At 59.1% G+C, this 11,853-nt stretch carries 7 protein-coding genes; 4 read left to right on the plus strand and 3 right to left on the minus strand.

Features of this window, described 5'->3' with window-relative positions:
* Positions 1–20: 20 nt before the first annotated feature.
* Positions 21–2,678, plus strand: a complete 2,658-nt coding sequence (locus A3GO_RS0102470) for a nitrate reductase (RefSeq protein ID WP_037374563.1) — start codon at positions 21–23, stop codon at positions 2,676–2,678.
* Between the two features lie 140 nt (positions 2,679–2,818).
* On the opposite strand, the gene A3GO_RS0102475 is transcribed toward A3GO_RS0102470, so the two are convergent.
* The gene (locus tag A3GO_RS0102475; protein WP_029132057.1) at positions 2,819–4,204 is read right to left on the minus strand and encodes a ribulose-bisphosphate carboxylase; all 1,386 of its coding nucleotides are present in this window, start codon (positions 4,202–4,204) and stop codon (positions 2,819–2,821) included.
* Between the two features lie 180 nt (positions 4,205–4,384).
* Between A3GO_RS0102475 and A3GO_RS0102480 the strand changes: the two genes are divergently transcribed.
* From A3GO_RS0102480 to A3GO_RS0102490, 3 genes are all read left to right on the plus strand, one after another.
* A complete protein-coding gene (locus tag A3GO_RS0102480) occupies positions 4,385–5,293 on the plus strand; it encodes a LysR family transcriptional regulator (RefSeq protein WP_029132058.1) in 909 nt (302 codons plus the stop codon).
* A 165-nt stretch (positions 5,294–5,458) separates the two neighbouring features.
* A complete protein-coding gene (gene dxs / locus A3GO_RS0102485; RefSeq protein ID WP_029132059.1) occupies positions 5,459–7,369 on the plus strand; it encodes a 1-deoxy-D-xylulose-5-phosphate synthase in 1,911 nt (636 codons plus the stop codon).
* Positions 7,370–7,532: 163 nt separating this feature from the next.
* Positions 7,533–8,927, plus strand: coding sequence for a YdgA family protein (locus tag A3GO_RS0102490; RefSeq protein WP_029132060.1), 1,395 nt, complete (start codon positions 7,533–7,535; stop codon positions 8,925–8,927).
* A gap of 95 nt (positions 8,928–9,022) precedes the next feature.
* Here A3GO_RS0102490 and A3GO_RS0102495 read toward each other — a convergent pair whose 3' ends face one another.
* Positions 9,023–9,913, minus strand: a complete 891-nt coding sequence (locus tag A3GO_RS0102495) for a phosphoribulokinase (RefSeq protein WP_029132061.1) — start codon at positions 9,911–9,913, stop codon at positions 9,023–9,025.
* Positions 9,914–10,107: 194 nt separating this feature from the next.
* Positions 10,108–11,781 carry a SulP family inorganic anion transporter gene (locus A3GO_RS0102500; protein WP_029132062.1) on the minus strand — a complete coding sequence of 558 codons (1,674 nt, stop codon included), beginning with the start codon at positions 11,779–11,781 and terminating at the stop codon, positions 10,108–10,110.
* Between the last annotated feature and the right edge of the window lie 72 nt (positions 11,782–11,853).

Here is an 11,853-nt window from a genome sequence, read left to right on the forward strand (position 1 = left end):
GTTATCGGGAGGGCATACTGATGTCCCTGGAAGTCAGGACCACCTGTCCCTATTGCGGCGTCGGTTGTGGTGTTATAGCCAGACGGGAACCCTCGGGTGCGGTGACAATCACGGGAGATCCGGAACACCCGTCGAATTATGGCCGACTCTGCTCCAAGGGGAGTGCCCTGGGTGAGACGTTGGGTGAATCGGGCCGCCTGCTGACGCCGGTGGTGAACGGTCGTGAGGTGGGTTGGGATACCGCACTGGATAGTGTGGCCAATGGCCTGCAACAGGCGATTCGTGAACATGGGCCGGAATCGGTCGCCTTCTATGTCTCGGGTCAACTGCTGACCGAAGACTACTATGTGGCCAACAAGCTGATGAAGGGGTTTATCGGCGCGGCCAATATCGATACCAACTCCCGTCTCTGTATGTCATCCGCCGTGGCGGCACACAAGCGTGCCTTCGGTGCCGATGTGATGCCCTGCAGTTATGATGATCTGGAGCGGGCCAAGCTGATTGTGCTGGCCGGCTCCAATGCCGCCTGGTGCCATCCGGTGATCTACCAGCGCATCATGGCCAGCAAACAGCAGAATCCGGATCTGCAGATCGTTACCATCGATCCCCGAATGACACCTACCGCCGCGACGGCTGATCTGCACCTGGCGATCCGGCCCGGTACGGATGCCCTGCTGTTCAACGGCCTGCTGGTCTACCTGGAACAACAAGGTGAACGCAACAGCCTGTTCGTCCGGCAGGCAACCCGGGAGAGTGAGGCCGCTTTGGCGGTGGCAGCTCTGGATGCCCCGGATATCGCCCGGGTCGCTAAGGGTTGTGGACTCGCGCCGGCAGCGGTGGAGCGTTTTTATCGCCTGTTTGCCCGCACCGAACGGGTGGTCACCGTCTATTCCCAGGGCATCAATCAGTCCAGCAGCGGCGTGGACAAGATTAACGCCATTATCAACTGTCATCTGCTGACCGGTCGTATTGGTCGTCCCGGTATGGGACCCTTCTCCCTGACCGGGCAACCTAATGCCATGGGTGGGCGTGAGGTAGGCGGGCTGGCCAACCAGTTGGCCGCCCACATGGAGCTTGAGTCCGAGGCGGATCGGGAGCGGGTGAAACGCTTCTGGGAGGCACCGGCAATACCCCGGCGGGGTGGACTGAAAGCGGTCGATCTGTTTGACGCCGTGGAAGCTGGCAGGATCCGGGTGCTCTGGATAATGGGGACCAATCCGGCGGTCAGCTTGCCGGACTCGGATCGGATACGTCGCGCCCTGGAAAAATGCGCGCTGGTGATCGTCTCCGACTGCGTGGCTGCGACGGACACCCTGGGGCTGGCGCACATCCGCCTGCCCGCCACCACCTGGGGTGAACGTGATGGTACGGTCACCAGCTCGGAACGCCGCATCTCGCGCCAGCACGCCTTTTTGCATGCGCCGGGGGAAGCGCGGCCGGACTGGTGGATCGTCAGCCAGGTGGCGAGCCGTATGGGCTATGCCAGGCAATTCAACTATCAGCGCCCCAGTGAGATTTTTCGTGAACATGCGGCCCTTTCGGGCTTTGAAAACCGGGGTGGTCACCGGGCCTTTGATATCAGCGGTTACGCGGATCTGAGTGATGCCGCCTATGAGGCACTCACTCCCCGCCAGTGGCCGCTCACCAGGAGGGAGCCCAGCGGCACCTGTCGCCTGTTCAGTGAGGGCCTGTTCTGTACCGAAGACGGCCGGGCGCGGTTTGTGCCGGTGACGCCCAGACCGCCGAAAAACATGCCAAACCAGGAATATCCGCTGACCCTGAACAGTGGCCGGGTGCGGGATCATTGGCACACCATGACCCGTACCGGCCTGTCACCCCGACTCGCCAGTCACACCATCGAACCCTATGCGGAGGTCCATCCTGATGATGCGGCTCTGTACGACCTGGCCGATGGAACCCTGGCGTGCATCGAGAGTCCCACGGGCAGCGCCACGGTACGGGTGCGGGTGACCGCCGGCCAGCAACCGGGCAGTCTGTTCATGCCGATGCACTGGAATGGCCAGTTTGCCGAGACCGGCCGGGTCAATGCGCTGCTGCCGGGGGTGACCGATCCGCTCTCCGGACAGCCGGAGTTCAAACAGGGCCGGGCACGCATCCGGGAACGCCGCTATGCCTGGCACGGTTTCCTGTTTTCGCGCCGCCGGTTACAGCCGGTCGGGGCTGACTACTGGGCACGTTCCCGGGGTGCGGGCTGCTGGCGCTATGAGATGGCGGGCGATCTGACCCCGCAGGACTGGGCCGGGATGGCCCGCTCCTATCTCTGCAGCGCGGAGCAGGAGGTCGGCTGGATGGAGTATTCCGACCGGGCCGCCAACCGCTATCGCGCCGCCCGTTTTGTCGACAACAGCCTGGAGAGCTGCCTGTTCATCGGTCCGGATCTGGAGCTGCCGCCGCGCGACTGGATCGAAGTGCTGTTTGGCAAGGCATCACTGGACATGGCCGAGAGGGCCAGTCTGCTCTCCGGCCATGCGCCGGATAAGCGCGCGGACGTGGGCAGGATCGTCTGCGCCTGTCACGGGGTTGGGGAGAAGCGTATCCAGGCGGGGATACAGGTGCAAGGACTGAACAGTGTCGAGGCTATTGCCGAGGTGTTGAAGGCGGGGAGTGGCTGCGGCTCCTGCGTGCCTGAGATTCGCGCCCTGCTGGCAGCGGGATAGGGGTGCACCTTGGAGTGGGACCCGGTTCCCGGAAATACGCGTTCCCACGCAGAGCGTGGGAACGCGGGGATAAGTTTGAGTAAACAAAAAACCCCGCACCAGGGTACGGGGTCTTCTGTTCTACACAGCGATTTAACGGCTTACTTGTGTACGCCCAGACGATCTCTCCAGCCGGGGAAGATCTGATCCGCGTCCTGCGGGAAGGACTCGAAGGCGCGGGCGAACTCCTTGTGCTCCTTGGCGTACTCGACCGGGTCGGCACCCTCTTTCCAGCACTCGTAGGCCTGGCGCAGGGAGATGGCGCCGGCCGCCGGGCTGTCGATGTGGCCGTAGGAGCCGCCGCCGGAGGTGTTGATTACGTTGCCGTGGCCCAGGTTCTCGAAGAAGCCGGGCAGACGCAGGGCGTTCATGCCACCGGAGATGATCGGGGTAGTCGGTTTCATGCCGTACCACTCCTGGTGATAGAACGGACCGTCACAGCTGTCGCGTTCGATCATGTAGGCGATGACCTTGTCATCCCGTGAACCTTCCATCTTGCCGTAGCCCATGGTGCCGACGTGGATACCGGATGCACCCTGCAGACGGGCCATCTTGGCCAGCACGAAAGCAGTGTAGCCGCGTTTGGATGACGGCGAGGTGACGGCACCATGACCGGCACGGTGGTAGTGCAGGTACTGGTTGGGATACTGCCGGCGTGCCGTGGTGATCATGCCGGGACCGCCGACATAACCGTCCACCAGGAAGGCGACGTGGGAGGCGTTCTCGCCAAAGGTCTCCAGGATGTAATCGGCGCGGGCCAGCATCTCATAATGGTCATCCGCCGTGATATTGGCGGAGAACAGCTTGGCCTGTCCGGTCTCGTCCTGGGCGCGTTTCATGGCGTCAGCGACCAGCGGCATCACCTTTTTCATCGGGCAGAACACCTGGTTGCCCTGGGGCTCGTCGTTCTTGATGAAGTCGCCACCCAGCCAGAACTGGTAGGCGGCTGAGGCAAATGGCTCGGGACGCAGGCCCAGTTTCGGTTTGATAATGGTACCGGCAATGTAACCACCGTCCTTCACCGGACGACCCAGGATACGCCACATATCACTGATGTCCTTGGAGGGACCGTCAAACAGCTGCAGCATCTTGGGTGGCACGTAGAAATCCTGCATCTGGGCGCTCTTTACATCGCCCATGCCCTGGTTATTACCAATGGCGAGGGTGAGGAAAGAGACCAGCATGATGCGACCATCGGTAACATTGCGATCGAACAGCTCATTCGGGTAGGCGATCTTCATGATGCCGTTGGCTTCATCGATCTCATACACCAGCGCGTCGACACCCTTGGTGAAGTCGTCGGTGGTGGAAACCTCGACGTTGGTGCCGGTGGAGGACTCGGCAGCGAAGTGTGCCGCGGTAGCAAGATAACCGTGGCCGGCTGCGGGCTCCATGGTGTAGGCAACCAGGATATGGTTGCCGTCAGCGATCAGCTTGTCTTCGTTCAGGCTCAGGTCGGCATAGCGACTGGTTTGGTCAAGGGCCATCTGTTGTTACCTCACTACTCTCTAATTTTGATTGGGCTGTCTGGTACAGTGCGATGCGTTGATTCGGCTTCTCCCTCAGGAGTTGCGGTGACTATAGCCATCGATCACTATAAATAAAACTAAAACTTTTTGATTGTTGTGATAAGGTAGCGCTTATGTGTAAGTACGGGGTGATGCGTTATGAATTTCACGATTCGTCAGTTAAAAGTGTTCGAGGCCGTAGCCAATCACTTGAGTTTTACCAGGGCGGCTGATGAGTTATATCTTAGTCAGCCGGCGGTTTCCATGCAAATCAAACAGTTAGAGGAGAGTGTCGGCCTACCGCTGTTTGAGAAGCTGGGTAAGAAAATTCACCTCACGGCAGCGGGTCGGGAACTCCACACTTACGGAAAGGCCATCTTCCGGCAACTGGATGAGATGGAAGAGGTGATGGAGGCTCAGAAGGGCCTGAGTCGCGGCCGTCTGGATATCGCCGTCGCCAGTACCGTCAACTATTTTGCGCCCCGTGCCCTGGGCGCGTTTTCCCGTCGCTATCCCGGCGTGCGTCTCAGCCTCTCGGTCAATAACCGCAAGGAACTCATGCGTATGCTGGATCAGAATGAGAAGGATCTGGTGCTGATGGGGCAGCCACCTGAAGCTCTTGATCTGGAATATGAAGAGTTTATGGATAATCCGCTGGTGGTGATCGCACCACCTGACCACCCGCTGGTGGGGGAGAAGCATATTGCACTGCAAAAGCTCGCCGAAGAGACCTTTCTGATGCGGGAGGCCGGTTCGGGTACCCGATTGGCGCTGGAGCGTTTTTTTCAGGAACAGGCCCTTGAGCTGAACTGTGGCATGGAGCTGAATGGCGGCGAGGCTATCAAGCAGGCGGTCAGGGCCTGGCTCGGTCTGGCGGTGGTTTCGGCCCACACCATTGAACTGGAGCTGGAAACCGGTCGGCTGGTCACCCTGGATGTGGAGGGTTTTCCGCTGCTGAAGAAGTGGTTCATGGTGCACCGCCGTGGCAAGCGATTGTCACCCTCCGCCCAGGCGTTCCATGATTTTCTGCTGGGTGATGGTCTGGCCGAAATTCAGAAAATTAGGTAGGGACTTGGCGCGGCCTGTTAGGCTAGAATGGCCGGTTTCGCTTATTGCGATTGCACAATCACCAGCATCGGGAGCCAGCTTCCACCAGTAAACGGGTGGATATTTCCCGGCGGCTATACTTTACAATGGCCGCTGGGGCCTCCAGTGGAACGTACGGGTAAGGGCATGTCAGAGCGGCAACAGAGCAGCAGGTCAGGATCGTCTGGAACATTCAAACTGCTCAACAGTATCGAATATCCCAGGGATCTCCGGTTGCTGCCGCCTGAGCGTTTGCCGACGCTGGCCGAGGAGTTGCGCTGTTTTCTGATTGAAACCGTGTCACGCACGGGCGGGCACCTCGCCGCCGGACTCGGGGTGGTAGAGCTGACCATTGCACTCCACTATGTACTCAACACCCCAGAGGATCGGCTGCTCTGGGATGTGGGGCATCAGGCCTATCCACACAAGATTCTGACCGGTCGTCGCGAGCGCATGGGCAGCCTGCGCCAACGTGATGGTATCTCCGGTTTTCCCCGGCGCGAGGAGAGCGACTACGATACTTTTGGCGCCGGCCACTCCAGCACCTCTATCGGCGCGGCACTGGGGATGGCCGCTGCTGCCAAGCAACAGAACATCAAGCGCGATGTGGTGGCGGTGATCGGTGATGCGGCGATGGGCGCCGGGATGGCGTTCGAGGCACTTAATCACGCCGGTGCGCTGGATCTGGATTTGCTGGTGGTGCTGAACGATAACGACATGTCTATTTCGGATCCTGTCGGCGCCTTCAGAAACCATTTGGCCCGTCTGCTTTCCAGCAAGTTCTATACCCGGGTACGGGAGGGCGGAAAATCGGCTCTCAGCAGCCTGCCGCATATTTCCGAGCTGGTGGGGCGCTGGGAAGAGCATATGAAGGGTATGGTGATGCCCGGCACCCTGTTTGAAGAGTTGGGATTCAATTATATCGGCCCGATCGACGGACATGACCTGGAGACCCTGACCGCCACCCTGCAGAACATGAAGGTGATGCATGGCCCGCGGTTGCTGCATGTCGTGACCCAGAAAGGCAAAGGCTACAAGCCGGCGGAAGGGGACCCGCTGGTCTATCACGGGGTTACCCCGTTTGACCCCAAGACCGGCAAGATGGATAAGAAGAGCGCCTCCGGTCCCAGTTATACGGAGATCTTCGGCCGCTGGTTGTGCGACGCGGCCACGGCCGACAAGCGGCTGGTGGCGATTACCCCGGCCATGTGCTCGGGTTCCGGGATGGTGCAGTATGCGGAACGTTTTCCTGATCGCTATTACGATGTGGGCATTGCGGAACAGCATGCCGTTACCTTCGCTGCAGGCCTGGCCTGTGACGGGATGAAACCGGTGGTGGCGATCTACTCCACTTTCCTGCAGCGTGCTTACGATCAGCTCATCCATGACGTGGCGCTGCAAAACCTGGATGTCACTTTTGCCGTGGACCGGGCCGGCCAGGTGGGGGCCGATGGCGCCACCCACGCCGGTAGTTTTGATCTGAGTTATGCGCGCTGCATCCCCAACATGGTGGTGATGGCGCCATCGGATGAGAATGAGTGCCGGAAGCTGCTGCAGACCGCCTATCAGCATGAGGGACCGGCCCTGGTCCGTTATCCCCGAGGCTCCGGTTGCGGTGCCCAGGTGGCCGAGGGGCTGGAGGCCCTGCCCCTGGGTAAGGGTGAGATTCGACGGTCGGGTCAGCGGATAGCGATCCTGGCCTTCGGCAGTCTACTGGATACGGCGCTGGAGGTGGCGGAGAAAGTCGATGCCACGGTAGCCAATATGCGCTTCGTCAAACCGCTCGATGAAGCGCTGGTGCAGCAACTGGCCAATACCCATACGCTGCTGATCACGCTGGAAGAGAATGTTATACAGGGCGGTGCCGGGTCTGCCGTCAATGAGTACCTGGCGGCTATTCAGCACCGGGTCCGTGCCATCAATCTCGGTTTGCCTGACCACTTCATTGAACATGCCACACCGGCTGAACAGCTGCAGATGGCGGGTCTTGACCGTGAAACTGTTCTGGCGGTCATCAAGCGGGCGCTGGAGTCGGGCAGCGACCGGGCGGTGGGATAACCTGTCGTGGGTGACTCGGTGATCGGCCATCTCCCGTCCCTGGTGTATCAAATTGATCAGGACCTTGCGCCCAGCTGAATAGTTCCAGCTAGTCGGTATTGCCGTGGTGCAGGGGATGTTATCTCCCAGCCGTGTGGATTATAAAAATAAAGAGAGGATGATTATGAAGCGTTTTATCGCCCTGTTCGTGGTGTTGGGTGCTGTCCTGATGGCGGCTCCCGGTATCATCGGCTTTCAGGTGGAGAAGTACTATCAGGGACTGATGCAGCAGTTTGCGAAAGGAGGAGTCGAGTTGGTCTCTCAGGATTACCAGCGGGCCTGGTTTGGTGCCGAGAGTCGTACCGGTTTTCTGGTCAGGATTCCTGCGGGGGCGGATCGCAGCAAGACGGAAACGCTGAATTTTTCTCTGGTGAGTCACATTGTGCATGGGCCGTTAACGACCGAAGGAGTCCGGCTGGCGGATATTCAGAGTGACATCAGGGTGGAGGGTGAATCACTGCTGCCGGCGGATTATGAGGCGGTGGTCAGGACACTGATCGGAATAGATGGTCAGGGCAGTACGCGGATTGACCTCCCGGCCAGTGAGATTCCGGCCAGTGGTCAGCGCCCTTCAATCCGCTTCAGTGGGGTCGAGGGCGAAATGCGTTTTGATGCCGCCTTTGAACAGGTGGATGCCCGTTTCACCCTGCCGACGTTGCGGCTGGCACAACAGAGTGGGCAGCTACTGGAAATTGATGGGATGCAGTTCGACTCGCACTCCCGCAGGGATATCTCCGGGTTGATGCTGGGAGGGGGGCGGTTCGAGATTGGCCGCATTGGCCTGCGGGATGAGGAGGCCGGTAGCCGATTTGAAATACGTCAACTGGGCATAGACGCGGAGAGTAACGCCAGCGAGACCGCGGTCAGCGCCTCTGTCCGTTACCGGCTTGAAGAGCTGGAGGTGAACGAAACCGCATACGGTCCGGCGGATATTCAGCTGGGAGTCGGTAATCTGTCACCCAAGGCGTTGCTGCAGGTCCAGCAATCGATCGATGAGATCAATGCCCAGCAGCTGTCGGATGAAAAGAAAGGGATGGCGCTGTTGAGTGTGCTGATGGGCAATGCCCCGGCCCTGCTCAAGGGTGATCCGGTAGTGACCATTGACAAGCTCAGTATTCAGACCCCGGATGGATTAATAACGGGCAAGCTCTCGGTTCAGTCGGTTGGTCTGGAGTTGAAAGAGATCGGCAATGCGCCGGCGGTGCTCAATAAGCTGGTTGCGGACGCGTCGCTACAGATGCCGAAGCGGTTGTTCATGCTACTGGTGCAGCAGAAGGTGGAGGCCGATCTGCTGCGGCAGTTTGAGCAGCGCCGGTTGATCGAGCCTGAAAGTGAGATGCCTGACACCGAACAGCTGAAGGAGATGGCGGCAACACTGGCCGATCGGCAACTGAGTCTGCTGCTCGGTCAGGAGATTCTGTTGGCGCAGGGCGATATGATTGCTACCCAGGCGACACTCTCTGGCGGACTGCTGAGTGTCAACGGAAAGACCATACCCCTGCCGCAGCCGCCGCAGTAAGCGGATCAGTCAAATAGGAGCGGCTTCGCCGCCGAAGCCGCTCCTGTAATTCGCTACCATTCCTCTGTCGGGGCTTGATCGGAAACACAGGCCTCTCAGCCGTTTCTCTCATCCATCATTTGTTCGATGATCGGAGTCAGGATAATCTCCATAGCCAACCCCATTTTCCCTCCGGGCACCACGATCGAGTTGCGGCGTGACATGAAAGAGTCATGCAGCATTGAGAGCAGGTAAGGAAAGTCGACTTTGAATTTCTTGGGGTCGCGGAAACGGATGACCACAAAGCTTTCGTCCGGACTGGGAATGTCCCGGGCAATGAAAGGGTTTGAGGTGTCGACGGTGGAAACGCGCTGGAAGTTTATATCGGTGCGCGAGAATTGCGGCGTGATGTAGTTGATGTAATCCGGCATGCGACGCAGGATGGTGTCGACAATGGCCTCGGCTGAATAGCCGCGTTCGGCATTGTCGCGGTGAATCTTCTGAATCCACTCCAGGTTGACAATGGGAACGACCCCGATCAGCAGGTCGACATACTGGGCGACGTTGGCGTCATCCGTGACCACCCCGCCATGCAGGCCTTCGTAAAACAGCAGGTCGGTTTCTCCCGGAATATCCTCCCAGGGGGTGAACTGGCCCGGTTCCAGGGCGGTGCCCAGGCGGGCATTGTGCTCGGCCGCCTCTTCCTCGCTGTGCAGGTAGTAGCGTTTCTTGCCGTTGCCGTGATCGCCATAGGACCTGAACAGCTTCTCCAGTTCGCCAAATAGATTGGAGTCAGGGCCGAAGTGACTCAGGTTTTCTCCATGTTTTGATGCCTCGGCAACGGCCTCGCGCATCGCAACTCGGTCATAACGGTGGAAGCTGTCGCCTTCGATAATGGCCGGAGTCACGCCGTCACGATAAAAAATGTGCTCAAAGGCACGCTTTACAGTGGAGGTCCCTGCGCCGGATGAGCCGGTAACGGCAACGATCGGATGTTGTTTGGACATGTTAAACCCCTGAGTTTATAACTTCTTCTCCAGATTACCGGCAATTCTGACAGTGGTGAAGCGGGAGGAGAAGTAACAATAATTTTCCTTATCTATAAGCCATTGTTATGTGTGTGCTTGCTTTTATCAGTCTAGCCGTGATTTTTTCTGACCCCGGTATGGAGTGTTGACCAGCCACTGTAACAGACCTGGCATCAGCCGGCGGGGATGCCGATACTGGCGGCTGCATGCTGCAGGGCGGATAGGCGCCGGTTGTGTTGGTGCCCCTCATTCAGGCGGCCCAATACTCCCTGTTTCTGCAGCATCTCGTAGACTTGGGGTCGGCCGCCCACCAGAAAAACCTGGCGACCGGTACTCTGGGCATTGAAGATCATGTCATCCAGGGCACGGCTGGAGGTGAAGTCAACCTTGGCCACGTCACTGAGATCCAGCACCAGGGCGCGATACTGATCAAATTGGGCCAGCCGTCGGGACATCTCCTTGGCGGCGCCAAAACTCATGGGGCCGGCCAGGTGGTAGAGCAGGATGTCACCCCTGGCCGCCTTGATGATTAGCTTCTCCTCATCGGACAAGGGAGTCTCGGTCTGATCGGGATCGGTAATGGTGCTGATACTTTTTAGCTGCAGATCCACCATCTCCTTCATGAACAGCATGCTGGCCATCACCATGCCGGTCGCAACGGCAATCATCAGATCGACAAATACCGTCAGCAGCAACACCACCAGCATTTTGACAATGCCGGACAGGGGGACCTGCCGCAGCCGTTTGAAGTAGTCCCAGTCGATAATGTCAGTGCCCACCTTAATGAGGATGCCGGCCAGTACCGCTTTGGGTATATGGCTGGCCAAACCGCCGGCACCCAGAATACAGCCGAGCAGAATCAGGGAGTGCAGGGCACCGGAGATGGGAGTCCTGCCGCCCGCCTTGATGTTCACCACGGTACGCATAGTGGCCCCGGCACCCGGCAGACCACCGAAAAAGCCCGCCACCGTGTTGCCTATGCCCTGGCCTATCAGCTCCCGGTCAGACTTGTGGTAGCCGCGGGTAATATTGTCCGCCACCAGTGACGTGAGCAGTGAATCGATGGCGCCCAGAGCGGCCAGGGTCAGGGCCGACTTGATCATGCCGGGAAGTAATAGCAGGTCAAAGGCGGGTATTTGCAGTGTGGGAATGCCGGTAGGGATCTCACCAAGTAGCGGTGCGCTGCTTCCGGGGAACAGGAACCATACCGCCGTGGTGCCGAGGATCAGGGCAATCAACGGAGCGGGTATCAGTTTGTTGAGTTGTGGCAGAAATGCGGGAACCGTATAAACAACAATCAGGGTTAACAGTCCGAGGGTCGCCGCATCTGGCTGGATATTACTGAGAAAATCCGGGATGGCCTGCATGGCCAGGAGCGGCCGGGCCGGGCTGTCGAATCCCACCAGGGGGCCGATCTGCAGCAGGATAATGATGACGCCGATGCCGCTCATGAAACCTGAAATCACCGGGTGCGGCACCAGTTCAATGAATTTTCCCACGCGCAACAGGCCGAAAATGATCTGGAACACCCCGCCCAGGACCACCACGCCAAAAGCGAGTGCCGCTCCGTGCGCCGGATTGTCCGGAAACATGCCGGTGTACTGGGTGAATATCATTGCCATGACCACGGTCATCGGGCCGGTCGGTCCGGAAACCTGTGCCGGCGTGCCGCCGAACAGCGCGGCAAAAAAGCCGACGAAGATAGCGCCGTAGATACCGGCAATCGGGCCGGCTCCCGAGGAGACGCCCATGGCCAGGGCGAGGGGCAAAGCGACCACCGCGGCCGTCAGACCGCCATAGATATCACCTTGCAGATTACGCAGATGAAAACCGTTGACGAGTGGCATGGAGCGTTACCGGATCGGGTCGTAAACGAATGAGATTAACATATTTCAACTGGACTGGAAGGGTCGGTTGGC

Source organism: Sedimenticola selenatireducens DSM 17993 (assembly GCF_000428045.1).
In the GTDB taxonomy this organism is placed as follows: Bacteria; Pseudomonadota; Gammaproteobacteria; order Chromatiales; family Chromatiaceae; genus Sedimenticola; species Sedimenticola selenatireducens.

Bases quoted from the DNA above. Each gene is read 5' to 3' on its own strand.
- A3GO_RS0102495 (WP_029132061.1), bottom strand. From the start codon at position 9,913: ATGTCCAAACAACATCCGATCGTTGCCGTTACCGGCTCATCCGGCGCA.
- A3GO_RS0102470 (WP_037374563.1), top strand. From the start codon at position 21: ATGTCCCTGGAAGTCAGGACCACCTGTCCCTATTGCGGCGTCGGTTGT.
- A3GO_RS0102500 (WP_029132062.1), bottom strand. From the start codon at position 11,781: ATGCCACTCGTCAACGGTTTTCATCTGCGTAATCTGCAAGGTGATATC.
- A3GO_RS0102475 (WP_029132057.1), bottom strand. From the start codon at position 4,204: ATGGCCCTTGACCAAACCAGTCGCTATGCCGACCTGAGCCTGAACGAA.
- A3GO_RS0102480 (WP_029132058.1), top strand. From the start codon at position 4,385: ATGAATTTCACGATTCGTCAGTTAAAAGTGTTCGAGGCCGTAGCCAAT.
- dxs (WP_029132059.1), top strand. From the start codon at position 5,459: ATGTCAGAGCGGCAACAGAGCAGCAGGTCAGGATCGTCTGGAACATTC.
- A3GO_RS0102490 (WP_029132060.1), top strand. From the start codon at position 7,533: ATGAAGCGTTTTATCGCCCTGTTCGTGGTGTTGGGTGCTGTCCTGATG.